Below are 26,786 nucleotides of genomic sequence, written 5' to 3'. Positions count from 1 at the left end.
GGTAGCTTGGAGACGGCGAAAGTCGGTGATAGCCGAAACCTCTCTCACCCAATCAGGCGGCTTGGCTGGCGACTTCGACTTAGTTTAGGAGCCAACCGTTGGTCCAGGGCATTGATGATGAGCGGCGTGCGGGATGCGGCCACAGTGCTCGGTCGGCAGGACGCGACCCGCTACGGTCCGTCGGCCTGTTGACGTCACCGGCGATAACCGACGCGATCTTGGTCAGTCGGTGTAAGTCATCGTGCCACCGATGCACGGAACAATCCCGTCGCCGGGGCCCGAACACGGTCGCCATGGCTGCTACCGCAATTCTCATAGATTGGCTATCGGTCCAAACTTCGCCCCGACAGCGGTGAGAATGGGCGGAATATGGGGAGGCGGCATATGTTCCGCCGAGGATCACATCACGCACGGTACTGCTTGGCGGAGCGCTCACAACAATGAAAATCGACATCATCAGCAGCGACGGTATCCACGCTTCGGAGAAGGAGGCGCTGGAGCGCATGCGCCAAGCGTTCAACGCTTCCGACTTCAGCCAGAAGTGGCATGGCTATGCCGGCTTCATGATGATGGACACCACATACCGGGACCGCGAAATCGATCTCGTGCTCCTGACCCACGACCGTCTACTGATCGTCGAGCTCAAGAAGTGGCGCGGCAAGATTGAGACCATGCAGGACCACTGGTTGCGCGATGGTGACGACATGGGGCGCTCGCCGGTCAAGGTGCTCGCCGACAAGTGGAAGATCCTGTCGTCGAAGATCCAGGCGCGGCTGCAGGCACCGGCGAAGGCCGTCTACATCGATTACCGGGTCGTGATGTGTGGCAGCGCCGATTTTTCGGCGATCCCGCAGGACGAGAAGTCGTTCGTGCTGACGCTCGATCAGTTCCTGCGGATAGCCAAGCAGGGCGGCTATCGCCAGGAGTTCGGCGAGCTGCGGGCCGGCAAGCCGAACATGTATGTGCAGACCTTCACACCGTTCTTTCGCGGCAAGGATTTCCGGCCTTCAGGCTTTTCCTTCAACAACTTCCAGATCATCGGCGAGGCGACATTTCCGCATCCTGAGGGCTTGTACAAGGAGTACAAGTCGGTCAAGAAGGACGACCAGCGGCACGAGGCGCTGCTGCGCCGCTGGGATTTCTCGGCGCTGGCTGGCATCGCCGACACGGTGGATGAGCGCGCGCGCATTGCGCTGCGCGAGCACAAGGTGCTCGGCTTCATTCATGAACAGAGCGAACAGCTCGACGGCGTCGTCCTGCAACCGTTGTCCCACCCGACGCGCGATGACATCGACGCCGACTTCTGCGAGCTCTACCGCTTGCCGTCCCGCCAGCTTCGGCTCAACGAGTTCGTCAACCGGCACGGCCACGACTTGACGTTCGCGGAGCGTCTGGCCCTCGTCAAGGTGCTGTTGTCGCACTTCGCAGACCTGCACGACGTCGGTGTCGCCCACCGCGATGTCAGCGACCACAGCGTGTGGCTGGAGCGCCCCTCGAAGGTTTCCATCTCGGGCTTCCTGACCGCCTACTTCCCGGAGGCGGGCACGGTCGGGCCCCTGCGTGACGCACTGCGGGCAGGCCGGGCGCTCCTGCCGGAGGACTCGGAGATCGGCCACGGCGAGGTCAGTGATCCTTTCCGACGTGACGTCTATCTGCTCGGCGTCGCGGCACACCACGTGCTGTTCCTGACCCTGCCGCGCCAGCAGGACGGTCTGATTCTGTGGGAGGCTCCAGTTGGCGTTGAGTGCGATGCGGGGTTGGCCGCCTGGTTCTCGCAAGCACTCGAATGGATTCCTGTCGAGCGCTTTTCGAACGCCCGCACCATGCTCGACGCGCTTAACGCGTTGAACTTAGGCAAACCTTCGGCCGTCGGTGTCGATCTGCGCGCCTTCGAGGCCTACCGCAGCGACCTGATCCCGATGGTCGTGTATCCCTTGCTCGAGAACCTGAAGCAGGGCCACTGCCACCTCTACAAATCGTCCGTGGGGGGGCGGTCCGTATCGGTCAAGGTTTGGTACGGCCGCAAGCCCGACCCGAAACGGCCCGAAGAGACGCACCAACTGCAGAGTTTCCTCGACAAGGCCCGGCTCGTGAAGACCCAGCCTTGCCCTTCGCTGCCGGAGGTCATCGATTTCGGCATCTCGGACGCGGGCACTTTCCTGGTTCAGCAATGGGTCGATGGTCAGCTTCTGGTGGAGGCAGCAGGTACCTGCGCGTCCGGGCGGGAGTTGCTAGGGCTTTGCCGCGTGCTGGTGAAGGCCACGCTGCACCTGCACAGCTTGGGCCTGGAGCACGGCGATCTGCACCCTGGCAATGTTTTGCTGGAAGGTGGCGCGATGCGCTTCATCGATGCGATCGACATGCTACCGGGTGGCGGGACGGCCCCCTTTAACCCCGCTTACGTGCCAATAGACCACGAAGGGATCGCGCTGTGCCAACGTGACTGCTATGCCGTTGCCAAGATGTGTAGCGAACTGTTGGAACGGATGCCGGCCGGGGCCGGGCACGAGGCCGGGCCTGTACGCTCGGAGATCCAACGCTGCCTGAGCCGCGAACTTCGTGTCTATGCCCTCGACCGCATCGACGATGCATTGGGCCTTCTGCTGGATCCCCCTCTGCCGACGGTAGGTCCGCGACTGGTCGTACATGTGCGCCAGCTCACGGCACGCAGCGTGCTCGCCGGTGACAACGGAACGTTCCACGTGGGGGTGTCCGCGGAAAAACTCCGCAACCCTCAGCAGCTAGCGCACGTTGTGGTCTCGCTCGCCGGCGTGCGCAAACGCCTGCTGATCTTGCTGAAACCCGCCACGCTTGACTTTGCGTCGCAGCGCATCCTGGAGATGCCGCACAGCCAGTTTGTGCGGACGGCGTCGCAGGCCGTGACGACGCTGAAGGCTGATCTTCAGCTCGAACCCGCGCCCGCCGACGACGCGAGCAGCCTGCTGGAGGCGTTGGAAGCGTTGCCTGATATTCGCATCGCGATCGATCGGGTACGGGCCGAGATCCTCGGGATCGATGCGCCAGCTGTCGGTGCCGAACTGGACGAAGAAGAAGCGTCGGCGGGGCCGCTCGCATCGCCGCGCACGATGGCACTCTGGCGTGCCCTCTTGGAAGCGGAAGAGTCGACCCTGCCGGAGGTTGAGATCGCGGGCGCGGTGGCCCGAGACATGGGAGGACGCCGCGACAAGCTACGCATTCCGTATCGCAAGGAAGGCGAGGCCCTGGACTACGAGTCCGACGCTAAGGTCGAAGCCCTGCAGGAGATCAACAGCGAACTGGTCCGCGTAGGCGATCTCGACATGCGCGAGACGTCGCAGGCCATCCTGGTTCTCGATAACCCCCGCATTCGCATGCAACTAGGTGTCGGGGAGCGCATCAAGCTGCGCAGCCAGCAGGACCTCTCCTCGTTCCGGCGCCGGCGCCTGGCCGTCACGCGCATCCTCGACCGCGAGTCGGTGCTGCCTGACCTGGTCGACTACTTCGACCCGGTGGACTGCCCTGCGGCACTGGAACTTGAGCCGCCACCCACCGATGCAGAACTCGATGCCTACAACCGCCACGCCGATGATGGGCAACTAGTCTTCTCGCTGAACCGCCAGCAGCGCGATGCATTTGCCAGGCTCTGGTCGCACGGTCCCCTGAGTCTGCTCCAGGGCCCGCCGGGCACGGGCAAGACCTCGTTCATCGCGTCGTTCATCCACTACGCGATGTCGCATGGCGCGAAGAGCATCCTGCTGGCGAGCCAGTCGCACGAGGCGGTGAACAACGCAGCGGAGAAAGTCATCGAACTCTGCCAGCGCACCGAGTTGCCCCTGGATGTGGTGCGCTTTGGCGCGGAAGGCATGGTGTCCGATCCGTTGCGGCCGCATCATTCCGCGTCCATCCTGCAGGCCTATCGCGACCTTTTCCGCTCCGAGATGCGCAGGCGCGTCACTGCGCTCAATCGCAACCTCGGGCTGCCGAACGCGTTCGTGGAGCGATGGTTTGACATCGAATTTCACCTGGGGCGCTTGTGGCGGGAGATCGTGCGGCTGGATGCAAAGCGTGCCGCATCTGAGGCCGCAGGCGAGGCTAGCAAGTCGATCGCAGCGCGCGTGGGGCAGCGCCGAGAGCGGTTTCGCTCGCTGGCCACGGAGAAGTTCGACTACCGCGGCAGTGACGCGCCGGAGGGCGTCCTGGAGCATCTGCGACGCGATGCCATGGTCACCCACGCCGTGACCTCTTCGGACGCGGTGGCCCGGCTAGACCAGGTGATCGCCATGGCCCAGGAATGGGTCGACCGGCTGGGCACGCTGCGCGGGAACTTCGAGGAGTTCCTCGCCAAGACCCGGTCGCTCGTCTGCGGTACTTGCGTCGGTTTGGGGCGGTCCCAGTTCGGCGTGGCGAACAACCGATACGACTGGGTCATCGTGGATGAGGCCGCCCGCGCCACGCCGGGTGAACTGGCCGTCGCGATCCAGTCCGGCCGACGAGTACTGCTGGTCGGAGACCATCGGCAGTTGCCGCCGCACTATGCGGAGCCTGTCGTGCGAAAGATCGCCGTCGAGCTCCAATGGCCGGACCGCACGGCGCTGACGCGCAGCGATTTCGAGCGAGCTTTCGAGTCCGACTACGGTCGACAGGTCGGGGCGACGTTGCGCACCCAGTACCGGATGGCGCCGCCGATCGGTGAGTTGGTGTCGGCGTGCTTCTACCCGGTGCCGCTGGCGCCTGGGCGCGGCGACCCAGCGCCGTGGTACGACCATCTGCCCGAGCGCATTCGCTCCATCGTGACCTGGATCGACACCTCCGACGCCGGGCGTGAGGCCCATGATCGGCCGAAGAGCCCGGGCTTCGACAACGGCTACGAAGCGCGCGAAATCATCAACCTATTGCGGTCAATCTGCACTGGAGGTAACTTCATTCAAGCACTAATGCATAACAGCGCCGAAGACGAGAAGCCCATCGGAGTGATCTGCATGTACGCTGAGCAGGAACGCTTGCTGGTGCGCCTGCTTAGCGAGCAGGACTGGGCCACCGGCTATCGGCGGCTGATCAAGATCGACACTGTCGACAGCTACCAGGGCAAGGAGAACCGGATCATCATCGTCGCGACGACGCGGAACAACCCGCGGTTCGAACAAGGCTTTCTGAGCAGCCGCGAACGTGTAAACGTTGCGATTTCGCGTGCCATGGATCGGCTGGTGATCGTTGGCGCCGCTCGAATGTGGCGCGAGCGGCATCAGGCCTCGCCCTTGGGCAGGGTGCTGGCCCACATTGAGCAACACCGGGATGCGGGCCGGTACGCGCTGGTGCAAGCCTCCAGCATCGAAGAGGGGCAAACATGATCACCGTCGAGGAAAAGCTGCTGAGGGACCGGCTCGCGGTCGATGAGATCACCTTCGCTATTCCGGCGCAGAGCTTCGCGATCTCGTGTGCGATCAGCGCAGAGGAGGCGCTGCCGGTGGTCACGGAGTTCGCGTTGCGCATCGCGTACGTTTGCGGCAGCCTGAGCCCGACGCAGATTCAAGAGTTCTTCGGCTTCTCCTCAAAGGAAACCGATGCCGTGATCCAGGCGTTGTTGAGTGAACGCTTGATTCAGTGGAACGACGACCAACTCGAACTCACGAGTTACGCGTTGGCACGTTTTCAGGACAGCTCCGACAATCTGCCGCGGTTCTTCAAGATTCAGGATTGGAGCGCGGAGGTCGTGTTCGACCTCATCAGCTTCAGTCCTGCCGGTCGGACAAGCCGATTGAGGCGGATTCGCTCGCAGGTGGAACTGGCAACGCGAAACTTCGACAAGCAGTCGCGAACCATCCAGTTCGCGGAACAGTCGTTCCAGCACAACTTTCGGCAGATCTGCACCAAGGAGAAGGCTGAGATCTACAAGATCAGCTCGGTCGATCCCGGCGAGCGCTTCAGCATTCCGTTGCCTTGCGTCTTTCACTTGGACTTGAGCGGATCCCCGACAGTAGCGCGGAACATTGATGACGAGAGCTTCGGCGGACGCTTGGAAATTGCCGAGGCGATCTCGGATGCGCTGGCCAGCCAGGAGCGAGGCAACAACGAAAGTCTGCTGGACTTCATCCGCACGTTTGACGATGGGTTGCTGGGCCGCTACGCGGCTGACGACACCTTCGACCTCCGGCGCTATGCGCAGGACGTTCATCTCACGAAGGCAGCCGGGTACACAGACGATCGCGTTACGCCGATGCTGGGTGCACTGCATCTGCAGCGCAACGCGGACATGCTGCTGGCGCGCCTTCAAGCCGAACTAACTCTCGACGACGCTCCGGCGCACGAGCACTCTGACGCCGACGGTGTCGCGGGGGAGGCGTGCTCCGAGGCGGTTGCTCCTGCACCCGCGCCCGCTGGGCATGACGATGCCCTCTGGTGGGCGCCGCAGTCCTCGCTATGGGCTCGGTCACGCAGTGCGCGCGATCTCGCGCAGAAGATTGACGCGTTGCTCCATTCTCAGCAGAAGGGCGCGGAAGTCGTGCGTGCCAGCGCCGTGCGCGTGGTCGTGCCGGGTGGTGATCGCAGAGCGTCGCGCGAGCGACTGTCGGTCTACTGGGATCAATTCCCGCAACTCTTTGGCACCGAAATTTCCCTCTTGAATGGCAACCTTGAACTGCTCCTGATCCCGGAGCGGCTGGTGTGCGTGATGTACCACTTTCATCTGGCGCACCAGGCAATCGCGGTTCCCATTGGCTTCATGTCGTCGCACCCGGACCACTTGCGTGCAGCAGGAGCTCTCGTGTCCGGACGTGTCCGTGTCAAGCCGGGCACATTCGTGGCAGCCGGGGATGATGGCGGAGGGCAGGCGACACAGGACTTGGTGCGGCTAATCGATCGACTATCGGAGTCGTCAACGGCGGCGATGCCGACCAAACACGGACGACCCCGATTGACGTTGAAGCGCCCTCCTGCAGGCTGACTTAACAGGCTCCTGCGGCAAGGCCGCAATCTGCAGCCGGCAAAGGCTCGTCAGTTTGCTTTGTGCTCGACCGCGGCTGCTTAAGCGGTTGAAGCGATTTGCCTGATCGCGTTGCGAGGGCGAGCACCTTCAGTGCCTTGAAGCCAGTTGATGTTGCCATGCTTAACCGGAGATTCGACCGACAGATATACGGCACACAGTTGCAGTGCAACGGTCCGGCGTGCCAGACCGCAACCGATGCAGTGCCGACATCCGCCGCAACTCGGCGAACTTCAGCAGTGGGTCGGGGTGCTGCCAAATGGTTGAAGGAGTTGCAAGCGCACCTGAGTGCCTGTAGCCTGATCGGAGCGAGGTGCTTACATGCGAAAACTGCTTTTCATCGGCTTTGTTACGTTGGGCGCATTGGTTGGCTTGCTAGCCTCAGCAAAAGACGACTGGGCTACACGGATTGTCATGATGGGCATTGGCGCGCTCTTTGGGGCGCCACTGGGTGCAGCCGTGACCAGTCGGGTAAAGAAGATGCGCCATGCAGGCACAGATGAGAACGAGTCTGAACTGCCTGGAACGAGCACGTCCTCAAAAGATCTGAGTGCGAACTATTGGCGTGACAAGGGATACCCGCCATTGATGAAGCCGACTGATGCTGAGCCGGACATGCACATGTTCGATCCCGATAAGTTGGGATGATCACTTCTTCAGCAGGTCTTTCACAGCATCTTTGACATTGTCCATAGATGCCCCCGCGTCTTTGGCAACTTGTTTGCTCGATTGCTTGAGCAGAGAGCGTGTGGATGACAGTGTTCCATCTTCAGCTCTGATGAGCTCGGATTTGGTGTCGAATTCTGAGCGGCTCGCATCGACTTGGCCTTTAATCCGTGCCCCTTGCGTTTGTACTTCCTCTCTTGTGGCCGTTGGGACGTAAGCGTCCGACCAAGGCCCAACTGGGCAGCGCACGACTGGTCAGCTAGAGCTTGATTTCATACAAGCGATCCTGGACGTCCTGCACGTTGAAGGCATTGGGATCGAGGGGGCGCCCGATCCAAGCGGTCATGTTGTCATGCTCCGGATGCGTCGGGTCGGCGATGGCCTGCAAGAAGTCAGCATAGCCAGGGGCGCCACCCACGTCCTCAGGTGGGCAGGCTCCAGCGCCTGCCAGGCACATGGGGAACTGCAGCTTGAGCTCGGCGGGCATGGTGTCGACCCGCTCGACCTTGATCCTGTGAGTCCAGTTGTCGCCGAAGTCATATGTCCAGTTGAACGTGGCGCTGTAGCCGAGTGCCTTGTTTAACGTCACCTTGGATTCGTCGTCCAGCGACTCATCGGGCCAATCTGGATCCGGCACGCCATATCTGCCTTCGGCGAACTCAAACTCATGCAGATGCCCGCCGTCCCACCCCATGGCACGCAGCAAAACCACATGAAGCTTGGGCAGGCGGATGCTCGATGGCACCAACACGCGCCGCCAGACCTTGGGGCGCACGCCTTGCAACTCGACCTTGAGTTGCAGCACTTTGATGTTTCTGGTGGGTGACCCCACGAGCTTGAGTGAGGGCCTGTTCGATGAGGTGACCATGGCCCACATTGTGCCGATGGTCCGCTCGCTCATGCCGCCTGGCGTTGTTCAGGTGTGGCTTGCTGCGGCGGGCACAGCCGCCACGGCAGCAGCTCATCAACGCGATTGATCGGATGATCGGCAATGCGTGTCAGCACCTGGTGCAAGTAGGCATACGGATCGATCCCATGCAGCTTGGCCGTGCCCAGCAGCGTGTAGACGATGGCGGCTCGCTCGCCACCCGCATCCGAGCCCAGATGCAGGTAGTTCTTGCGCCCGATGGCCACGCCGCGCAGTGATCGCTCGGCGATGTTGTTGTGCGCCTCCATGAGACCATCGTCCACGAAGCGCGTGAGTGCCCGCCAGTGGCTCAGGCTGTAGCCGATGGCCAGTGCCATCGGTGACTTGGCAGACAGCTTTGCCTGCGTCTCGATGAGCCATGTGTGCAAGTCTGCCAGGATGGGCGCGGTGCGTTGCTGTCGCTGCCTTCGTCGCTCATCAGGTGGTTCTCCCTGGATGTCAGCTTCGATGGCGAACACTCGGGCGATGCGCAGCAGGGCCTGGTGGGCCAAGGTGCCAGGCTGCTGGTGCTGCTGCATGTGTACGTCGTAGAACTTGCGCCGGGCATGGGCCCAGCAGCCGGCCTCGATGATCTCGCCGCTGTCAAACAGCCGGTCGTAGCCCGCGAAGGCGTCTGCCTGCACGATGCCCTTGAAGCCGGCCAAGTGACGCCTGGGATGCTCGCCTTTGCGATTGGGGGAGTATTGGAACCATACAGCCTGTGGCCTGGCGTCACCGCTGGCGCGGTCGTCGCGCACATAGGTCCACAATCGCCCAGTGCGTGCCTGTTGACCCTGGCCACCCAGAACCCGGATCGGCGTGTCGTCGGTGTGGATCTTGGCGGCGGCCAGCACATGACGGCCGATGGCTTGCGCCAAGGGGCTGAGCAACGCAGCCGCTGCCCCCACCCAGTCAGCCAGGGTCGAGCGCTCCAGATCCACACCCTGACGGGCATAGATCTGCGAGAGGCGATACAGCGGAGTGTGATCGGCATACTTGCTCACCAGCACATGGGCCAGCAGGCCGGCGCCGGCCATGCCACGATCGAGCGGACGGCTGGGCGCACTGGCTTGTACGATGCTGTCGCACGCCGGGCAGGCCAGGCGGGGCCGCACATGGCGGATGACCTTGAACTGACCGGGCAGGTAGTCGAGCACTTCACTGACGTCTTGGCCAATGGGGCGCAGCGCGTCCAGGCAGGCGCCGCAAGCGCAGCCCGCATCGGGCGTGTGCACCACGATCTCGCGTGGCAGATGGGCTGGCAAGTCGCGCAGGCCTTGGCGGCTTTTGCGTGAGCGCTTGCGGTTGTTGGCACCACCTTCAGGCTCGTCGTTGGCCGCTGGTGGCTCCACCGTTGTCGCGGGTGCCAACAGTTCCATCTGTGCGGCCACATCGAGTTGCTCGCTGCTGCGGCCAAAGTGCATGCGGCGCAGGTAGGCGATCTCGGTCTTGAGCTTGTCAATCAGCAGCTTGGCATGGGCCAGTTCCTGGCGGCTGTCGCGCAACTGGCGAGACAGCTCGCAGTGGTCATGCGGGTGCGGATCGTGTGGCATGACGATACTGTGCCCAAGCGACAGTGATCACGCCACAGGAGATGCGATGTCAACCAGATTCAGGTTGCACGTTCTGGTCGCCAGGTGCGCTCTGGCATGCGCCAGTCGATGCCCTCCAACAGCATCGACAACTGCGCCGGGCTCAGGCTGACCTTGCCGCCATCGGCCTGCGGCCACACGAAGCGGCCCTTCTCCAGGCGCTTGCTCAGCAGGCAAAGGCCTTGTCCATCCCACCACAGCAACTTGATGATGTCACCTCGCCGGCCACGGAAGACGAAGACATGGCCGCCGAACGGGTCTTGCAGCAAGATCTCTTGTGCCACAGCAGCCAGACCATCGAAGCCCTTGCGCATGTCGGTGTGGCCTGCAGCCAGCCAGACGCGGGTGCCAGCAGGCAATCCGATCATGGCAGTGAGCGCAGCACTTGCAGAATGCTGCGCAGATCCTGCGCGGCAAAGCCAGGCGGCAGGCACAGGGTGGCGCCATGGATGTTCAGTTCGATGGGCTGCGTGGCTGCTGGCTGTGCAGGTGGTGCATCGGGCTCTATCATCACCGGCAACAGCACTGGCGCACGGGCCATGGGCGCAGGCCCTGGCGGCAGCCACTTGCGAATCACGTTGGCGTTGATGCCATGGCTCAGGGCAATCGCCGACACCGATGCGCCGGGCATCAGGCATTGCGCCGCCACCTCGGCCTTGAACTGTTTGCTGTACGTCCGCCGCTTGCGTACACCCACAACGCCTGTCTTGGCGTCTGAGTCTTGTTTTGCGATCGCGTCCACCATCTTCTCCATAGTGGACGCGATCTTCACGCTGCCATCACGCCTTGGCTAGAGGGTGGCCGTCGGACGCTTACGTTGGGACGGCGGGTTGCTGTTTGACGGGCAGCCCTTTTGGGGCTCTGAGAACCTGTTGTTCGTTGTTCTGCCTATGTGCATTGATGTCAGGATTTAGCCGCGCATCGCGGCGCTCCTGAGAGTGTTGCCTGTCCAGATCAGGAAATGACGCAGGCAATGCGGTGCCATCAGAAAATGTCCGATTGGGACGTAGAGACTGTCTGGCCAATTCTGCTTCCATCAATGTGTGGGCCGCAGCACTGTCGCCGCCATACTGCTCGGCATATCGAGTGAACATGGCTAGGTTGTGGGGATCTTGTGCGATGTCAATGGAGATCGTCTCGCCTCGCTCGTAAGCGTTTGACACCCTTTCGGCGAATGCTGTTTTCTCGGCTAGGCTGGCTTCAGCCCTCTCAGTGCGTGATGTCGTTGACGACAGTCGAGATGACATGTCTCTGGCCTGCTTGGAATCGTTGGAGATCAGGCTGCTGAAGCTTTCGTCTCTAGAAACGCGGTCGCCAAATTGCTTGAATTCAGCCAACTGCTCGCTGCTCATGCTGCCTAGAACCTTCTGTTCCTGCGCGGATAGGCCTGAAAGATAGCTCTTGTCTGCGCGCGCACTCAATTTTCCACCAGCCACACGGTTGTTAAAGCCGAGTTGCGCTGATGCCCCAAATGCAATGGTGGCGACCTGCGTTTGCGTCAAACCAGTGCTGTCAGCAACGCTCTTGGTGATCTGATCAAGTTTGTTCAATGTCTCGCCGACCTGTTCAAAGCTACTTTTGGCAGATCCGCTGCTGCTTTTGGATGAGCGCATTGAGCTGAGTCCACGGCTCAATGCTTCGGTAAGAACTGCGGAGCGATCCGAACTGGCAGCCAAGGCTTCGGTGCGTGCAGCAGTGACCTGCCGACTCGCGTCGGACACGTCCTGTTCAGACACCCGCATGGACACCACCCGCGAAGCAAACCCCTGGTTGCGCAGCAAGCTGACGGCAGTTCGCCCGGTCAGGCTGTTTGACGAAAAGGTGTTGCCACTGAGGTCATTTTGCCAACTGCTCATGAACGCCGAGGTTCGGTTAGGTGCAAGTTGTGCCTGGTCCATGGTGACGTTGCCCATGTTCATGTTGCCGGTGGCAGCAGATGCTGTGCTGCCGGTCAGCATGCTTTGCAGGCCGGACAAGCCACCCACCAGGGCGGTCCCGACACCCTCCATCTTCTTCAAAGCTGCCCAGGCAATGACAGGAATGCTGATCGCAAGGTAGCCCACAACAGCCTCACCCGAGATAGCGCCCGAATAGATCGTCGAGGCGGTTCGCAAAGACAGGGCCTTGGTGCCCGAGCCGATGTCTGAAGCCGCAGCCAGATCGTAGGCCGCGTAGATGGACGCCATGTAGTTCAGCACCGCGTACAGCGGGGGCCACAGTTGGATCCAGATCAGGATGGCTGCGTAGCCTTTGAAGGCCAGCATCGTGTCGCGCCCGCTGGTCAGCAGCAAGAGCAGCACCATCAAGGGGAACATTGCGTAGGTGAGCGCTTCAATGACGTTGCGGAACACGGGCAGGGCTTGCTCGGCCACCTTGCCGTTGTTGATCCACGCGGCGTTCTGCTGAGCGACGGCTTGTGCCCGGCCAACGGCCAGCACCATGGCCGCTGGATCATTGACCTTCTGCCCAACGATGGTGCTGGTGTCGTTGATTGCATTGAGCATGGCACTTTGGCGGATCAGGTCGGCAGCGGTGGTGGCCGCATCGGCGATGTTGTTCTTGATGTACGCCTGCTGAATTTGATTGGCGATGACAGTTGCCGCAGCAGCACCAGGCAGGGTGGGGTTCAACTCGAAGGCCAGGCGACCCTGAATCTGGTTGATCTGCGCTGGCAGTCGGCCATTGAGGTTTGTGTAGATGTTCGGGCAGGTGTCCACATCGATGCCCGCAGCGCTGGTGACCGTGCTGAAGCGCGCAGGATTGGGCGTGGCCATGAGGGGCCAGACATCTGCGGATGTCGAGAACACGGCAGGACCAATCGTGCCGTCGATGAGGTCATACATCGTGCAGTTGTGAATGAAGTTGATCAAGTCAGTACGGAAGTTCGGATCCTGGAACGTCACCTTGCTGGTGCTCCTGATCAGCCGGTTGCCAAACATCAGGCCGTTCTTTTCGTAGGTAAGTTCGCTGGGCAAGGCGCCTGGGCCGGGAATGGTCTGGAAGGCGGTTTCGAACAGGCTTGTCAGGGTGTGCCCAATGGTGCTTGTGATGCTGCCGAGCATGACCATGCCGAAGGGCACGTTGGCCACGACCTTGACCGGGGCTCCGCCTGTCTTGTCCACGATGCCCACGGTGGCCCTGGGCAGGATCAGGATGGAGAACACCAGCAGCACTGTGCCCAGCCACTTCCAGCCTTGCAGCTTCTCAGGGGCAAAGGCGTAGGCGATCAGGGCGGCCACGAAGCCGCAGAAAGCCACGGCGGCAACGGCCGACATGTAGTCGCCCGAGGCGTGGATGGCCGCTGCTGCATTGAAGACGCCGAACAGGCTGTCCGCGTTCTGGTAAGCGTAGATCTCCCACATGGCATCCCCTGTGGTCGGTGAAGGTCAACGAGCCATGTAAGCAGCCTGCTGCCCAAGCATGTCCATCACGTGCTGCGGCATGCTGGATCGCAATTGCCGCTCCAACTGTTCCAGGTGGCTGGAGACAGCTCGGTAAGAGCCGACCTTCTGATACAGGAGGTTCTTCTCTTGAGAGAGTTGCTGCAGCATGACCAGGGCGCGTTGACGAATCTGGACCGCCTGTTCGCGCTGTGTCTTTTGCAGTTGATAGTCCTTGTCGAGCGCAGCCAAGCCGACGCGCAGATTGCGCTCCAGGAACACATAGGCATAGTCCGCTGCGATCACGTCGCGGTATTGGGCGATGAGGCTGTCTGCCAGGCCCGATCCTGGGATGGTCGCGCCCACCGACAGCATTTTGTAGACCGGCTCGGTGGTCTGGTTGACGAAACCGACTTCTGCCGAGTTGTTGGGAATGGCGGTCCGGGTGGCGATTTTTTCCGCGATGGAGCGCATCAGTGCCTCGACCTTGGCGGTGAATGGCGTGTGTGTGTAGGTGGTGTTGAGGGTCACGGCATCACAGTTCACGTAGTCATTGCACTTGAGCAGGTGCTGGGTGACGTTCACGCCAGCGCCAGCACTTTGCCCATAGAGCAACTGGCTGATCGAGGTGAGTGTTGCGGCGATGGGTTCCGGGTCGCGGGCGGCTTCTTCCGGGTGGTAGATGACGGTGCCCACCATGCTCATGATCAGTTCACGCTCCTGATCGTCCAGGGAGACCCCGGTGTACTTCAGGGCCTTCCAGGTCAGGTTTCCCACGAAGGGCGCCTTGTTGCGCACGTTGGCATCGCCTGAGGTGCGGGCCGAAGCGAGGATGCTGGGCCGGTCAGACGCACAACGCCTGCGTGCCGCGTCACGGTCGCTTTCCATGCCCATCTCGATGGCGAGGTCGGCGCAGGTCTCCTGCGAGCTGTATCCAGTAGCCTCGGCCGCCGTGCTGACGATGGCTTTGGCTGTTTCGCAGGAGTTGATGCGGGCGTTGTTGATCCAGGTCTCCAGACCCTTGGCCCACTTGCTCAAGCCACCCAGGAGAGGTGAGACGGCTTCCAGTGCAAGTTGAAAGGCGATGCCCGGTAGGGCCGCGGTGATGTTCTTGAGCATGTTCTTGAACTCGGTGGCCGAGATGTGCGAGAACGATCCGCCGAACACATCGATGCCACCGCAGCCCGCCTTGGCGCTGGGGAACTGAATGGCGGCGAGTTGGTACACCTTGTTGGGGGAGCGCATGAACAGACTGCCGCCGGTGTAGGTGTTCATGGTCTGACCACGGAAGGCGCCAGGTGCGGTGTAGTTGCCAATGGCCCCCAGGTTGTTGAACATGCTGTTCACTTCGGCATTGAGGTCCCCGGCGTGCAGAGGCAGCGGCGATGCGATGACCAGCACGGCCATCAGGGTGGCGACTAGTCGTCTCCAGAGCGGTGCCGTCGGCGTGGGTGTCTGAATCATGATCTGCTCCTATTGAAGAACGACTTGCCTGTTCACGCTGGGCAACATGGCCTGGGCAGCAGGTGTGCTCACCGTGGTGATGCGCTCCAGCAATTCGGATTCGGACAGCACGCCAAAGCCAATGGGTGTGATTTGCCCGGTGTAGGGCTGGGCGAGAAACACCGCTGGCACCTGGGTGACCTTCAGGGTGTTGGCGATGCCGTTGTCGGCTCGGGCATCTGCAAAGCCAGGCATGGGGCCGCCATCCACGCTGATGGCCACCACCTTGATGCCGTGGCGCGCCTCGAAGGCCGTCAGCGTGGGGGCGAAGGCGTGGCAGTACGGGCAGTCACTGCGGAAGAAGAAGAACAGGACGTGGTCCTTGCCCAGTGAGGTGATGGACTGGGAACGGCTGAGCAACTGGTCCCGGTCGAACACCTCCAGCGCTTTGGCGTTGACTGGGCGGCCATGTACGGTGGGGTCCAGCTCCGGTGTGGCCCAGGCGACGCGCTGGGCAACGTCGGCGAAGTAGGACGCTCTGGCCACAACCTTGGCCTCCAGTTCCATGTAGCGGCGCACATTGGCCTCGGTCGGCCGCATGATCGCAATGTTGCGGTAGGACTCGACCGCCTTTTGCAGTCGCTCGAATTCGATCAACTCTGGCGCTCTGGCCGGGCGGGTTGATGGTGTCGGGGCCGCTGGTGACGTGGGCGGTGGCAGGGCGGGAGTCTTGGGTTGAGCCTCAGGCGCGTCGCGTACCTCGGGTTCGGGGTCTTCGTAGAAGTGCCATCCTCGCCATGCATCTGACCAGTAAGGCGCGGCAATGGGCTCGTCCAGCTTGGACGAGGCTTGCGCTTGTGCCTCGGGCGCTGCGTTGAGGCAAGCGAAGGCGAGGAGGGCTATGTTGGCAAGGAGTCTGAAAAGACCTGAGCGAGACGCCCATGACGGGCGAGATGGGCGAGGCATGTCAATCTCCTCATTGCAGCGACTTGGGCGGCAAGCCATCGAGGCAGTAGTTGATCCCGAACTCGATGGATTGTTTGCGAGGGGCCTGGGCACCAGGCAACCAGACACCGTCTTGCCAGAAGGTCACCTTCAGGCGGCTGCAACCAGGCTGGCGGTAGCGCTTGTCGGTGGTGACGTCGATGGAGATGGGGGTGTTGGCCTTGAAGCGCTGGCTGATGGCGTCGGCAGATTCGCCTGTCAGCGTGCCGTGCGCCTGTCCGTCTGGCGCTTGCAGTGCCATCACCATCAGCACCCTGGCGTCCTTGACAGGCATGCGACCGACGAACGGATCGGGCGATCGCTCAGGCGTTTGCGTTTGTGTTTGTGCTTGGCAAGTCAATGCAAATGCCATCGCCATCGCCGTGATGGCATTGAACTTGATCGGTGTCCTGAGATGCTGTGTCATTGGCAACGCCCCTGTCCGTAGTAACAGTTGGGCACCTTGGCGCTGTTGCCGCTTTGGATGGCACCCAGGTTCGGGATGTTGGGCACGATGGAGGCGTAGAACTCGGTGAGGTCCATCGCTGCGAAGTCCAGGCTTTGCAGCTGAGGGATGGTGAAGCCCGAGCAGTCCGGGTTCTGGCCGCTGCCCCAGCCCTTGCCAATCTGCATGCGCCCCTGCTCATTGACTATCCGGGCGAGTTTGCTGTTGAAGCAGCATTTGCCTGTGGTGTGCTCCAGGCACGACACGCAGGCACCAAGAACGCGAAGACACGATGAGCACCATGACCCCGTGGCGTGGCACAGCCCCGCGCCTTCTCTCATGGCCAGTTTGCCCTCTTCTTCATTGCAGGACATCATCGACATGACGATGTAGATCACCACAGCGATGGCCAGCGACCAGGGATCGAACGCGACCACCATGCTGTCGCCTGCATAGAGCACCGACGATCCGGCGGGCAGAGCGGTGCCGTTGACGGCCACGGTGACGCCGTAACTGGTGAAGGAGCCGCTGAAGCCGCCGCTGGTGAGCAGTGCGGACATGCCCTGGTAGATGAACTCCCGGTTCTCGGAGTTCATCAGCACGTCGTAGACCAGGCGTGAGCCCACACCGAAGGTGCTCTGGTTGCTCATCCCAGCGCCAGCGCTGTCCGAGTCGCAACAATCTTTGAACAGCCGGTCTCGGCAGTGGTTGCCTTCGCCCTTGAAAACCTGCATCAGCTTGGTGTCCAGGTACACACCGGCTTCTCGGGCGGCTTCCAGCATCGACATGGAGCGGGCAAAATCCGCGTCGTTCGTGTAGCTCGTGTTGAAGCAACTGTCACCCAGACAAAAGACATTGGATGGGCAGTTGGTTGCTGTCGTGATCGTTTGGGCGCTGGCCGGGCAGGTGTAGCTGTCCTGGTAGACCTCGCACATGCCTGTGGCAGCGTTGGTTTGCTTGCATGTGCTGCTTCCCAGCGTGCAGCCTTGGCTCAGCAAGGGGGCGCATTCGTCTGTGAGGGCACCGGATGTGCAAGAAAGGGTGCGCTCGTAGGACCAGCAAGCGCGGGTGACGGCTCGGCCATCGATCACCTTGGTGGCGGGGCCATCCACGCACCTGTCGGCTGTGGTGACGGTGCAGCGTCCGCCTGCTTCGAGTGGGGCGCTCTTGTCATCCCAGACATCGGTTTCGATGTGGTTCATGGTTGGCTGCTGGAAAGACAAGGGGATGCTCCAGCCAGAAGCGCCGACCAGGCTGGCCGCGCCCGCATCCTGAGCGCAGCGGGTCTCTGTGCGGCTGACCACGACAGAGGGGCCGCTGTCACAGCCCATGCGGGGGCGGGGCATGGTGAGCGTGAAGCAGCGATCAGCCGGCCCCGAAGATTGAACGCGGCTGGACCAGTAGGCCTGCAACTGGTCGCCGCGCACGGTGCCGGTCGGGCAGGCATAGACCGGCGTGCCGAACTGGAAGTTGTAGTGGCACTGGCCAGACGAACAGCCGGATCCAGGCATCATGACCACCTTGAAGGGGCGCCAGCAGTGGCCACCCCAGTGTGGTGCGAGGTCGGTGACGAACGCGGGTTGCGTAGCTGGCGTGCTGGGCAATTCGAGGTTCTGCCACCCGATACAGGCCCCGTTGCCACCAGCGGCATAGAAGCGAAATTGCTGCAACTGGTCGGTACGGATGCGGCATTGGGCCTCGGCCACCATGTAGTCGGCACCGTTGCGATTGGCCTGACCATGGGCAAACCAGTCGCCAGCGGCGCAACTGGGGACAAGTTCGACTTGCACCGTCAGATCCCGCCGGGTGGCGTAGTTGCCCACACCGTTGTAGCGCTGGCACTGTTTGGTGACCGCGTCTGCTGGTGTGGTGACGTCGGCGGTAGTGCAACCGCTGTAATACGAGGAAAGACTGCCAAGAGCCAGAGACGGGTTTGCGGCGATGTCCCGCGCGCCCATGACCGCGGGGTCGTAGGGCGAAATGGCAGGGCGTGGCGTGTTGGCCGAGTTGAGCGCGCCGCGTTGGGCCTGGCACACCGGGTCATCGGGCGTGCTGGTGCAGGCGGTGAGGCGCGCGTTGGCCGGGCCTGACAAGCTGGGTTGGCCGTAGTAGGCTGCCTCAGCGGGCGTGCGGGTGTATCCCGGCACATTGGCCGTTGCGTTGGGGGTGCTGACCGTGCCGCGAATCACCGGGTTGGCGGCTTGACCGGCGGCGGTGCCTTCTTCGTGTGGCCCAGCCAGCGCCATCGTCTGCGCCGTGACGAAGCACCAGAGGGTGAAGCAGGTGACGAGTCGGCGCAGCATGGCGATCCCTAACCCTTGAGCCGTTGGATGAAGGCGCCGGCATCCTTGCTGAAGCGGGGTGTGCGGTGCTGAATGTGGCCCAAGGCGTAGTCCAGGCTCACGTCTCCGGCCAGGCGGACATGGTCATTGGGCGGCGCACAACTGCCTCGACCACCATCACCACAGGGCGAGTTGTCAGCGCCCTCACGCACCAGCACAAAGCTGGGCACCTGTGTGATGGCGTAGCGCTCGAAAGCTTGCGGGTCGATCTGGAAGGCCACCGACTGACCTGCCAACAATGCCTGTGTTCGCGCAACGGTGTCGCGCAGGGAGCCATTTAGCAGGCCTCTGATCAGCAAGGATGCCTTGGCGAGTGCCGCTTGGCTGACCAGTCTCTTGAGCGTGGCCTCGGGCATCGACAGGCTGATGAACACCATCAGGATCGGGCCACCACTCATGTCCTTGCCCACCCCGGTGCCGGGGGGGCTGGGCGGCTTTCATCTGCAGGGCGTAGGCTTTGGACAGCGCTTCGAGGTCCACAGGCGCTTTGGCTTGGGGCTGCGGGAGCGCATCAATTCTTGGTCCCGCTGTGTCGGGCACACGTTCCAAGTCTGCGGCGCTGGGCACGCCGTGCGCTTTCCGAGCACGTTCGATGTCCTGGTCCGTGATGGTGGGTTGCGCGCGCCTGGCCCGAGCGATGTCTGCTTCGGTGATGACCGGTGTGGTTTGGGCCTGTGCGCTCAGTGCAAGCAGCATGGACAGGCCAAGACCGAAGCCCCAGCGTGAAGGTTGATGGAAGTCAGAAGCCGACACAGCAGTTCCTTTTGCGAAACAACATGAAGGCGAAGTCTTCGCCGCGCACCGGGTATTCCTTGCCGGCCCCCCAGATCACGGTGCTGCGCCCGAAAGGCTGGCAGCACCTGCCGCCGTCCTTTTCGGTGTTGGGGATGGGGTAGGTGAGTTGTGTCTTGTAGGCCGTCTTGTCCATGACGGGCTCGAAGTAGGGGCCACACAGGCCGGGCGTGCCATGCCATCCCCAGGCGATCAACTCGCGGTGCATCTTGGTGGTCAGGCGCTGGGCCAGCAGAACGGCCGTGCGAACACCGCCCAAGTGGTAGGGCACTTGGCCATCCAGCGGGTAGATGCCGCCCTGGCATCCTGCGCACCAGAACAATTCCTTGATGCCAAAGCCCTGTGAGGCGGCCACGCAATCGGCGGCGCAGGCGGCAATCGCGATGGGGTTGGCGAACAACACCGCATCCGGGTTGAGGATCAGGGTCAACTCGTCGTCGTTCCACAGCGGATCGACCTCGGTGAGATAGGCCAGATCGAAGCTGCCCTTTTCCAGGCAGGGAAAGTCGGTCACGACCTCCAGCCAGTACAGCATCGGGTTCACGTAGAAATGGGCCTGGTAGAAACTGCCGCCATCGCCGTCGCCTTCAGCGTGGGTGAAGCGGGCGGCTTCCGGGGCGGGCAGGCCCGGGTTCAGGTCGATGCCGCCCAGTGAGGTCAGGCAGAACGGCTTGCGCACGACTTCGACATGGCGAGCCGGTTCCCAAAAGCCGATAGACAGACCGATGACCGGGTTCACGCCGCAACTGCACACAGGGCTGCCTGGGTTGGCAATGTCTTCCTGGCCGCCGAAGTTGGCGATGGGGATGCTGCCCAGGCTGATGGGCAGGATGCAGCTCCAGCAGATGTCGGTGACGGGGTTGGGGAACTTGCCTGTGCAGGTGGCGATGCCCGCCGCGTGGCTGTGCTGGCTGGTCATGGCCAGCAAGCAAATCAACAGGATCGCCGCGATGTGATCCCACGATTGACGCCATCTTGCTTTTGGGGTGGATCGGGTCATGGTGTCACCTCCAACTCATCCACGCGCAGGCGCTTGCCTTCCTGCGAGACCAGAGCGGGCACCTGTGCGATGCCCAGGCGCCGGGTCAGCACACCTTGCTGGTCGTAGTAAACCGGCGTGCGCCAGGCTTTCATCAGGTCCAGGTAGGAGCCAGCTGTCAGGATCGCCTTGAGCTGGCCCTGGTAGCGCTGGATCAACTCCCGAGCGCGGCTCACCTGCCGTGCATCACGGGCGTCGAAGAACAGCAGGTGTCTGGACAGGGACACCACGTCCAGCGGGTTGTGGCGCGAGCCAGCGGCAAACATCAGGTGCCCCTGGGGATCCAGGATGTTGCGATCCAGCGTGAAGCTGGGGTCGAAGTAGAAGGTGCGCGGCTGTTGCGTGGTGCGCAGCCCGGCCACAGGCTGTGGCTGGCGCACGGCCTGAATGCCGCGCTCACGGGCTTGGTCCTGCAGTCGAGCCAGTTCGCCATTGGCTTGCTTTTCTCGCAGGCGTTGCGCAATGAACTCCAGCAGGTTGGCTTCGCTGATCGGATAGGTCGGACCGATGCTGCCCAGGTCCACGCCCCAAGCGCATGAGCCCGCACCTGTGCATGCCATGGTCAGCAGGCAGGCCATCACCATCAACTGTGGGCTCTTGGGCTTCATGGCTGACCCCGAGCGTCGCAACGGATGCGTTGAGCGAGTTGGCTCAGCAGGGCATCACGCTGCGCCAGTTGGCTGGGGTGGCTGGCGCTGACCATGCCCATGAGGACCGGGTCACCGCTGCCCTGGGCAATGGCCTTGCGCAACGCCAGCGCGGTGAGGGGCCGCCCGCAGCGTTGCGCGAACGCACGCAAGTAGGCTTGAGCGCCGTCGCGCGCGGCAGGCGAGATTTGCGCCAGCAGTGCCAGGTAGTCCTCCAGAGGCACATCGTCTGGCGTGGACGCAGGCGTGCTGGCGCTTTGAGTGACTGGGCTGCTGTGGGCGCGACTTTCGGCCAGTTGCTGGGCCGGCCGCTTGGGCGTGGTCTGGGCCTGAGCGTGGGCTGCAGATGCCAAACCAGCGATCCAGATGCACAGGATCAAGCGAGGCGCCGAGTGGCGCACGTCATTGCGGCCATTGCGGCACTTGCGGTGTTGCTGGAGGTGGCATGGACAGGCTTGCATGTCATGTTCCTCAGAACAGGGGCCGCACGAGCCCGATGACCTGCTCGGCGCGGACCAGACCGCTGCTGCGGTAGCGCGAGTCAAAGCTGTCGGGGCTGCTGCCCTGGACGTAGTAGCTGCCCGGTGGGATCACCGTGGGCTGAATGGGATCGAGCCCACGGTGGTCGAAGGTCTGAGCCTTGGCATGCCCCACCGACTCGCCGTTGATCAACACCATGCGGTCTTGGACGGTGATGGTGTCACCGGGCAGGCCCCTGACCATCTTGAAGAAGGGCTGACCGCGCAGGCCCGGGTAGTGCTGCTGTGCATCGCCAGCGAAGGCGAACAGGATGTAGTCACCACGGTGCAAGGCGGGCGGAACAGTCTGTTTCCAGCTCACGCGATAGGCGACACGGTAGGGCAGGCTGGGCGTCCAGTTGAAGACAATGGGCAGGCGTGGGGTGGGATCCAGGAACAACCGGACGTAGGCCAGCGCCCAGATGGCGAACACCGGAAGGTAGAGATACCAGCGGCGACGCATGTGGGCCAGTTGGTCGCAAAAGGATTGCCGGGCTTGGCGATAGCTGCGCACATGCCAGGGCACGGGCGGCGGGATGCGGACGATCTGCAAGGTCATGGCATCCCCACTTTCTGGCGCAACTGAGCGGTCAAGTCCACGGTGTGCGGTGTGGGCCCGGCCACAGCGCCTTTGAGTACCACCAGGCATGCGCAGTCGCGGGGCAATTCCTCCAGCGCAATGGGCAGGCGTTGGGCGAAGGTGCGCGCCATCAGCATGGCGTTTTGCCGATCGTCTTCCGAGCCGGCCTTGGTGAGCAGTTGCGTGAACTCGGCTTCCTTTTGCCGGTACACCTCGGCCACATCGACCATGCCGATGCGCAGCGCTGGGCGCACCACAGTGCGGTCATAGAGCAGCAAGGCGGCGGCGACCACGATCAGGGTGAGCAGCGACTGCACCAGGGCAGGGATGAGGCTGATCGCTTTCATACGGTGTGCCCCCGGCGCCGCAGCAGTTCGGTGATGGCTGCATCGATGCTCAGACCTTGCGCGCGCAGCTCGTCGATGGGCGCGTTGTCCTCCAGCTTGTTGGAAAACAGCAGGTGCGTGGCCGGATCCAGGATGTTGCGCGCCACCCCTTCGCCCACCGGGGAGGAGATGTACAGCTCGGAGTACACGCCCGCCTCGGTCCTGAGCGAGTTCAACAAGCGCTTCTTGGGCTCGTCCATGGTCAGCCTGCCCTTGCGGTCCAGCATCTCGATGGATTCGGGCTTCTGGCGCAGCAGGAACACCCAGTCCGAACAGTTGAACGCGGCTTCCATCTGGGCCGAGCCATAGAAGTCGTCGGCGCTCTGGGTTGCCGTGCCCAAGGCTCCGCCGTATTTGCGGGCGCGCCGGGCCGCTTCCTCGATCACGGCGGCCTTGACGGGGTCATCGGCCCCGATATCGCCGAGCTGCTGCTTGAGCTCGTCAATGAACAGCACCTTGCGCCGGTTGCGGCTGAGGTACATCTCGCCGGTGATCTGGTGCAGCAACAGGATGTTGACAACGGCGTGCAGGTCGGGGCGACGCTTGAGTTCCTCGTTTTCGATGACGATGAAATCGTTGCTGAAATCGACGTTGCTGGGCCCCTCGAAGAAGCGCTCGTACTGGCCGCCTCGGGTGTAGGGGTTGAGCATCACGGCCAGGTCCTTGATGCGCTGGTCGTTAACCAGGCCCAGGGCTTCGATGTTGCCGGTCTTGAAGGCCTCGCGCAGGGCCGTGATGGTCAGGTCGTTGCCGTGCTCGGCGAAGAGCTTGAGCACCATGGCCGATATGGCCTTGTACTGGACCTCTTCCAGCGTGTGCTGCATGGAGCACATCTTGGAGATGGCCGGCACCAGCATGTCGATGTCTTCGTGGATGTCAACGATGTTGGTGAAGGGGTTCAGGCAAATGTCCACATCGGGGCGGAACTCGATGTAGGTGCCCTTGGCCTTGCGGCACAGCTTCTCGAAAGAGCGGCCCAGGTCCAGCATCCAGACCTTGGCGTCGATGGCCCGGTAGGACCAGGCCATCTCGTTCATCAGCACCGACTTGCCCGAACCCGGTGCGCCGATGATGGCGAAGTTGTAGTTGCCCAGGTCATTGTCGAAGATGTCCAGGGTCATCAACTGCCCACGGCGCCCGCCGAACACCAGGGCAGGTGTGCGTGTGCCGCGCCACTCGGCGATCAGGGGAGCCAGGTGGATGGCGTTGGCCATGGTCTTGCGCGAGACGCGACGCATCTTGGCCAGGTCGCTATGAAAGCGTGGCGTGAGGGTCATGGGCAGGCTGGCCAGCAGCGCCTGGCGGTGCATGTACACGTCGGCATTGAGCTGAAAGCCCCGGCCACGCCAGATGGCGTTGGCCGCTTCGTGGGCCGCCACCGCCTTGCGCGGTGGCGAGAAGATGGCCAACTGGTGGTACAGGCTGACCAGGCTGCCACCGGTGTCGATGGCCTGCGCGGCGGCCGTCCAGTCCTGCAGCTTCTTGCCCACGTCCGGCATCACGTCGGCCATCTTGCTTTTGGCGTTCTGCGTGGCGCGCACATGGTTGGCGGTGACCGTGGCCTTGGTGGCATTGGGGTCGAGCACATGCACGCCCATGGTCAGCAAGAAGGGCGCGCTGTACTGCAGGGCGGGTTGCATCAGGTCGCCGATCAGCGAGCCCATTTGCCAAAGGGCGAAGCGCTCAGGGAAGGACTTGATGGAGTAAAAGCGCGCCTCCAGTTCGTCCGATCCGGTCTCCTTCCACAGGCGCAGGCCGCTGGGGGTGGGATCCTGGATGGTGTCGAAGTCGATGATCTGGTCGCGCAGTTCGCGCCCGTCGTCGTAGTGCAGGTCTGGCGCGTCGGTCTGCGAGATGCGGTCAGGGTTGGTGAACAGTGCGCACCAGTTGATCAGGTCAGCGGCATCGCAGACGCGGTTGGGCAGGGAGGCCGAACGCAGCGTGGAGGCCATGGACTCGCGCTGGGCCATCACCTCTTCGCGCCTGGTCATGTCCTGAGCGTCACCTGGCAGGGTGACGCTGAGCATCAGGCGGAAGTCCCGGATCGTGTAGTGAAAGCCAGAGGTCAGCGAGGATTGCGCGCCGCGCAGCAGGTGGCCTACGCGTTGGCGGGCCAGGGTGTGGAAGAGGTTGTCGTTGCGGGCAGGTCGCCCCCAATGCTTGGCCTTATCAGCCTGGTCCTCGTCTTCGACTCGCAAGTTGGCATAGCGGCGCAACTGACCGCGCACGTGAGGTGAGGCGAACAGGTGGAACTGGATGCCCGCACCCGTCGGGCAGTTTGCGTACAGCGAGATCAGCACCTCGGCCATGCGTTCATCCGCGCCCGACTGCGGCATGACCTCCAGCATGAAGCCCAGGCCATCGCGGTTGACGAAGATTTTTTCATCGGCGAGGTAGGCGGAGTAGGGCAGCCACGCTGCGAATTGCTCTGCCGGTGTGTCAGGCGGTGCGCCAAGGCCCATGGCTTCGAACAGGCCTTGGCGTGCGGGCCTGCGCACGGTGCGAGCCGCGTCCATGGAGACACTGGCTGCTGAAGTGACAGTTGAAGTGGCTGTGGCTGAGGGGGTAGGCATGGCGCAACCTTTGAGGGTGTTTCAGTTGCTGGGGGCAAGGCCGTCGGTGGGCGGCAGCAAGGGGCCGATGTCAGGGCTTTCCGAGTTGTCCGGGGTGTATGGAGACGGGCGCTGCTGGTCTGCGGGCCGCACGGGCGAGGTGCTCTGTTCTGGCGTGGCGGGTTTGACGGGGGCTCCGATCGGAGGTCGTATGGGCGCATAGGCGTCACGGATCTGGCGCTGTGCGTGGTCGATCAGCCACTGACCCGCATCGATCTGGACGTAGACATAGCCCTGGTCGTAGAGGTCTCGGTCTGCGTCTTCCCAGGGCTTGAACCACAGCCTCAGGATCCGGGCCGATGAGCGCAGGGGCAGCGCCAGGCTGGGAGACTGCGCCACGGGCGGGACAGTGGCTTTGGCGGACGCCCGCGCTGGTGCAAGGCGAGGCTGTGGCGACCCGGGTGCAGGATTGGTACCTGGCTCGCCATTGGATTTGGCGGCCATGCGGCGCTTGGCCACCTGGGCGGGCAGGTTGTCCTGAACGGCGTTGGCATAGGTGCCCGACACCGAGGTGCAAGTCACCCCGTCCGGGGCTTTGCATGCGTAATCGGAGCTGCCGCCCAGGCCGGAGAGGTTCATGCAGCCCGACAAGCTCAGCAGCAAGCATCCCAGAAGCCAGATCGGGCGCACGGGGTGGGCGCGGGTAGCGAGGTGACCGTGGGCGTTCATGGTTGAATCTCCGAGGTGGCCGGTTTCAGGCGAGCCTGGATCACCTGGTGATCGACGTAGCCTTCGGTGCGGCTGCCATCTGCCCAGATCAGGGTGGGCGTGGCTTGAACACCAAGGCGCTGCGCCAAAGCCAGGTTGCGAGCCACGGGGTGATCGCATCGCCCTGGGGCATTGATCACCGTGGTATCGCCCTGCACCATGTAGCGCTGCCAGGCTTGAGCCCGGTCCGGGGCGCACCAGAGGGCGATGGGCTTGGCCTCACCCTGAAAGGGCAGCATGAAGGTGTAGACCGTGACGTTGTCGATCCGGGCTAGCTCCGGCTCCAGTTGCTTGCAGTAGCCGCAGCCGGGGTCGCTGAACACGGCGATCTGCCGCTGACCGTTGCCCCGCACGGTCTTGATTGCGTCTGCCAGTGGCAGTTGGTCAAAGGCAATAGGGGCTGATGTTGGTGCGGATGTCCGTGCTGATGTTGTTGCGGCAGGCGTAGCGGGTGCCATCGCGCCCTGCCTGGCCGCCAGGGCCATTCGAGGTCCGGTGATGTCGGTCATGGTCTGTGTGTCAAAGACATGGCCGAACACGAAGTAGCGCGGCTGGCGGGCCGACACATAGGCCACGTTTCCGTTCATCCAGACTTCGTACAGCCCGCCAATGGGTGAAGGCAGCACCTGGGTGAAGCGCGTGCTGGGGTTGGCCTTCCTGAGTGTGGCCAGGAGGCGGGCCTCTTGCGATGGCGGGGCGCCTGCCCAGGCGATGCCATTGACCAGCATCGTGAACAGAGCCCAGATCTGCGTCACGGCCTGGAGCCTGCCTCGCAGAGGCGGGCGCA

22 protein-coding genes are annotated in these 26,786 nt (G+C 62.8%); 4 read left to right on the top strand and 18 right to left on the bottom strand.

Features of this window, described 5'->3' with window-relative positions; genetic code table 11:
• Positions 1–440: 440 nt before the first annotated feature.
• The 3 genes from AC3WW4_RS11150 (at position 441) to AC3WW4_RS11140 (ending at position 7,606) form a co-directional block, all read left to right on the top strand.
• Entirely contained in the window at positions 441–5,327 is a 4,887-nt protein-coding gene (locus AC3WW4_RS11150; protein ID WP_488828467.1) for an AAA domain-containing protein, read from the top strand.
• On the top strand, positions 5,324–6,919 hold the full coding sequence (locus AC3WW4_RS11145; RefSeq protein WP_300505524.1) for a hypothetical protein: 1,596 nt from the start codon (positions 5,324–5,326) through the stop codon (positions 6,917–6,919). Before AC3WW4_RS11150 ends, AC3WW4_RS11145 begins: the two co-directional genes overlap by 4 nt.
• 360 nt (positions 6,920–7,279) lie before the next feature.
• A complete protein-coding gene (locus tag AC3WW4_RS11140; protein WP_444836398.1) occupies positions 7,280–7,606 on the top strand; it encodes a hypothetical protein in 327 nt (108 codons plus the stop codon).
• A gap of 277 nt (positions 7,607–7,883) precedes the next feature.
• Here the strand turns inward: AC3WW4_RS11140 and AC3WW4_RS11135 are convergent, their stop codons facing one another.
• The 10 genes from AC3WW4_RS11135 to trbC form a co-directional block, all read right to left on the bottom strand.
• Entirely contained in the window at positions 7,884–8,525 is a 642-nt protein-coding gene (locus tag AC3WW4_RS11135; protein ID WP_488826799.1) for a plasmid pRiA4b ORF-3 family protein, read from the bottom strand.
• On the bottom strand, positions 8,522–10,084 hold the full coding sequence (tnpC, locus tag AC3WW4_RS11130; protein WP_488826798.1) for an IS66 family transposase: 1,563 nt from the start codon (positions 10,082–10,084) through the stop codon (positions 8,522–8,524). The genes AC3WW4_RS11135 and tnpC overlap by 4 nt, the downstream gene beginning before the upstream one ends.
• Positions 10,085–10,143: 59 nt before the next feature.
• Positions 10,144–10,491 (bottom strand): IS66 family insertion sequence element accessory protein TnpB, encoded by a 348-nt coding sequence (tnpB, locus tag AC3WW4_RS11125; RefSeq protein WP_488826797.1) that lies wholly within the window; start codon positions 10,489–10,491, stop codon positions 10,144–10,146.
• On the bottom strand, positions 10,488–10,895 hold the full coding sequence (locus AC3WW4_RS11120; protein ID WP_488826795.1) for a transposase: 408 nt from the start codon (positions 10,893–10,895) through the stop codon (positions 10,488–10,490). The genes tnpB and AC3WW4_RS11120 overlap by 4 nt, the downstream gene beginning before the upstream one ends.
• Positions 10,896–10,935: 40 nt before the next feature.
• Positions 10,936–13,485 (bottom strand): conjugal transfer protein TraG N-terminal domain-containing protein, encoded by a 2,550-nt coding sequence (locus tag AC3WW4_RS11115; RefSeq protein WP_488828465.1) that lies wholly within the window; start codon positions 13,483–13,485, stop codon positions 10,936–10,938.
• Between the two features lie 24 nt (positions 13,486–13,509).
• A complete protein-coding gene (locus AC3WW4_RS11110; RefSeq protein ID WP_290871237.1) occupies positions 13,510–14,967 on the bottom strand; it encodes a conjugal transfer protein TraH in 1,458 nt (485 codons plus the stop codon).
• Positions 14,968–14,976: 9 nt separating this feature from the next.
• Positions 14,977–15,912, bottom strand: a complete 936-nt coding sequence (traF, locus tag AC3WW4_RS11105; protein WP_488828463.1) for a conjugal transfer protein TraF — start codon at positions 15,910–15,912, stop codon at positions 14,977–14,979.
• 10 nt (positions 15,913–15,922) lie between these two features.
• A complete protein-coding gene (locus AC3WW4_RS11100; RefSeq protein ID WP_290871235.1) occupies positions 15,923–16,225 on the bottom strand; it encodes a hypothetical protein in 303 nt (100 codons plus the stop codon).
• A 128-nt stretch (positions 16,226–16,353) separates the two neighbouring features.
• A complete protein-coding gene (gene traN / locus AC3WW4_RS11095; protein ID WP_483938454.1) occupies positions 16,354–18,678 on the bottom strand; it encodes a type-F conjugative transfer system mating-pair stabilization protein TraN in 2,325 nt (774 codons plus the stop codon).
• 8 nt (positions 18,679–18,686) lie between these two features.
• Entirely contained in the window at positions 18,687–19,115 is a 429-nt protein-coding gene (gene trbC / locus AC3WW4_RS11090; protein ID WP_488828460.1) for a type-F conjugative transfer system pilin assembly protein TrbC, read from the bottom strand.
• On the opposite strand from trbC, the gene AC3WW4_RS11085 reads away from it, so the two are divergent.
• A complete protein-coding gene (locus tag AC3WW4_RS11085) occupies positions 19,114–19,443 on the top strand; it encodes a hypothetical protein (RefSeq protein ID WP_488828459.1) in 330 nt (109 codons plus the stop codon). The two genes, trbC and AC3WW4_RS11085, sit on opposite strands and share 2 nt — an antisense overlap.
• 13 nt (positions 19,444–19,456) lie before the next feature.
• Here the strand turns inward: AC3WW4_RS11085 and traU are convergent, their stop codons facing one another.
• The 8 genes from traU to AC3WW4_RS11045 form a co-directional block, all read right to left on the bottom strand.
• Entirely contained in the window at positions 19,457–20,509 is a 1,053-nt protein-coding gene (gene traU / locus AC3WW4_RS11080; protein ID WP_058085878.1) for a conjugal transfer pilus assembly protein TraU, read from the bottom strand.
• The gene (gene traW / locus AC3WW4_RS11075; protein WP_083505688.1) at positions 20,506–21,156 is read right to left on the bottom strand and encodes a type-F conjugative transfer system protein TraW; all 651 of its coding nucleotides are present in this window, start codon (positions 21,154–21,156) and stop codon (positions 20,506–20,508) included. Before traW ends, traU begins: the two co-directional genes overlap by 4 nt.
• Positions 21,153–21,656: a hypothetical protein gene (locus AC3WW4_RS11070; RefSeq protein ID WP_218929772.1), complete on the bottom strand. Its 504-nt coding sequence runs from the start codon at positions 21,654–21,656 to the stop codon at positions 21,153–21,155. Before AC3WW4_RS11070 ends, traW begins: the two co-directional genes overlap by 4 nt.
• Positions 21,657–21,666: 10 nt before the next feature.
• Positions 21,667–22,272 (bottom strand): conjugative transfer signal peptidase TraF, encoded by a 606-nt coding sequence (gene traF, locus AC3WW4_RS11065; protein WP_109036386.1) that lies wholly within the window; start codon positions 22,270–22,272, stop codon positions 21,667–21,669.
• Positions 22,269–22,640, bottom strand: a complete 372-nt coding sequence (locus AC3WW4_RS11060) for a hypothetical protein (RefSeq protein WP_035033915.1) — start codon at positions 22,638–22,640, stop codon at positions 22,269–22,271. The genes traF (AC3WW4_RS11065) and AC3WW4_RS11060 overlap by 4 nt, the downstream gene beginning before the upstream one ends.
• On the bottom strand, positions 22,637–25,195 hold the full coding sequence (traC, locus tag AC3WW4_RS11055; RefSeq protein ID WP_488828456.1) for a type IV secretion system protein TraC: 2,559 nt from the start codon (positions 25,193–25,195) through the stop codon (positions 22,637–22,639). Before traC ends, AC3WW4_RS11060 begins: the two co-directional genes overlap by 4 nt.
• A gap of 78 nt (positions 25,196–25,273) precedes the next feature.
• Positions 25,274–25,960, bottom strand: coding sequence for a type IV conjugative transfer system lipoprotein TraV (gene traV, locus AC3WW4_RS11050; protein WP_125244067.1), 687 nt, complete (start codon positions 25,958–25,960; stop codon positions 25,274–25,276).
• Positions 25,957–26,754 carry a DsbC family protein gene (locus AC3WW4_RS11045; RefSeq protein WP_488828454.1) on the bottom strand — a complete coding sequence of 266 codons (798 nt, stop codon included), beginning with the start codon at positions 26,752–26,754 and terminating at the stop codon, positions 25,957–25,959. The genes traV and AC3WW4_RS11045 overlap by 4 nt, the downstream gene beginning before the upstream one ends.
• Positions 26,755–26,786 lie beyond the last annotated feature (32 nt).

This window comes from Aquabacterium sp. TM01, from assembly GCF_057808345.1.
Note: the sequence above shows the minus strand (reverse complement) of the source record. Positions and strands in the feature narration are given on the sequence as shown.

What these genes read in the sequence shown, in the direction of transcription:
- AC3WW4_RS11150 (WP_488828467.1), top strand. Translation starts at nt 441, where the DNA reads ATGAAAATCGACATCATCAGCAGCGACGGTATCCACGCTTCGGAGAAG.
- AC3WW4_RS11145 (WP_300505524.1), top strand. Translation starts at nt 5,324, where the DNA reads ATGATCACCGTCGAGGAAAAGCTGCTGAGGGACCGGCTCGCGGTCGAT.
- AC3WW4_RS11140 (WP_444836398.1), top strand. Translation starts at nt 7,280, where the DNA reads ATGCGAAAACTGCTTTTCATCGGCTTTGTTACGTTGGGCGCATTGGTT.
- AC3WW4_RS11135 (WP_488826799.1), bottom strand. Translation starts at nt 8,525, where the DNA reads ATGAGCGAGCGGACCATCGGCACAATGTGGGCCATGGTCACCTCATCG.
- tnpC (WP_488826798.1), bottom strand. Translation starts at nt 10,084, where the DNA reads ATGCCACACGATCCGCACCCGCATGACCACTGCGAGCTGTCTCGCCAG.
- tnpB (WP_488826797.1), bottom strand. Translation starts at nt 10,491, where the DNA reads ATGATCGGATTGCCTGCTGGCACCCGCGTCTGGCTGGCTGCAGGCCAC.
- AC3WW4_RS11115 (WP_488828465.1), bottom strand. Translation starts at nt 13,485, where the DNA reads ATGTGGGAGATCTACGCTTACCAGAACGCGGACAGCCTGTTCGGCGTC.
- AC3WW4_RS11110 (WP_290871237.1), bottom strand. Translation starts at nt 14,967, where the DNA reads ATGATTCAGACACCCACGCCGACGGCACCGCTCTGGAGACGACTAGTC.
- traF (WP_488828463.1), bottom strand. Translation starts at nt 15,912, where the DNA reads ATGCCTCGCCCATCTCGCCCGTCATGGGCGTCTCGCTCAGGTCTTTTC.
- AC3WW4_RS11100 (WP_290871235.1), bottom strand. Translation starts at nt 16,225, where the DNA reads ATGCCTGTCAAGGACGCCAGGGTGCTGATGGTGATGGCACTGCAAGCG.
- traN (WP_483938454.1), bottom strand. Translation starts at nt 18,678, where the DNA reads ATGCTGCGCCGACTCGTCACCTGCTTCACCCTCTGGTGCTTCGTCACG.
- AC3WW4_RS11085 (WP_488828459.1), top strand. Translation starts at nt 19,114, where the DNA reads ATGTCCTTGCCCACCCCGGTGCCGGGGGGGCTGGGCGGCTTTCATCTG.
- trbC (WP_488828460.1), bottom strand. Translation starts at nt 19,115, where the DNA reads ATGAGTGGTGGCCCGATCCTGATGGTGTTCATCAGCCTGTCGATGCCC.
- traU (WP_058085878.1), bottom strand. Translation starts at nt 20,509, where the DNA reads ATGACCCGATCCACCCCAAAAGCAAGATGGCGTCAATCGTGGGATCAC.
- traW (WP_083505688.1), bottom strand. Translation starts at nt 21,156, where the DNA reads ATGAAGCCCAAGAGCCCACAGTTGATGGTGATGGCCTGCCTGCTGACC.
- AC3WW4_RS11070 (WP_218929772.1), bottom strand. Translation starts at nt 21,656, where the DNA reads ATGCAAGCCTGTCCATGCCACCTCCAGCAACACCGCAAGTGCCGCAAT.
- traF (WP_109036386.1), bottom strand. Translation starts at nt 22,272, where the DNA reads ATGACCTTGCAGATCGTCCGCATCCCGCCGCCCGTGCCCTGGCATGTG.
- AC3WW4_RS11060 (WP_035033915.1), bottom strand. Translation starts at nt 22,640, where the DNA reads ATGAAAGCGATCAGCCTCATCCCTGCCCTGGTGCAGTCGCTGCTCACC.
- traC (WP_488828456.1), bottom strand. Translation starts at nt 25,195, where the DNA reads ATGGACGCGGCTCGCACCGTGCGCAGGCCCGCACGCCAAGGCCTGTTC.
- traV (WP_125244067.1), bottom strand. Translation starts at nt 25,960, where the DNA reads ATGAACGCCCACGGTCACCTCGCTACCCGCGCCCACCCCGTGCGCCCG.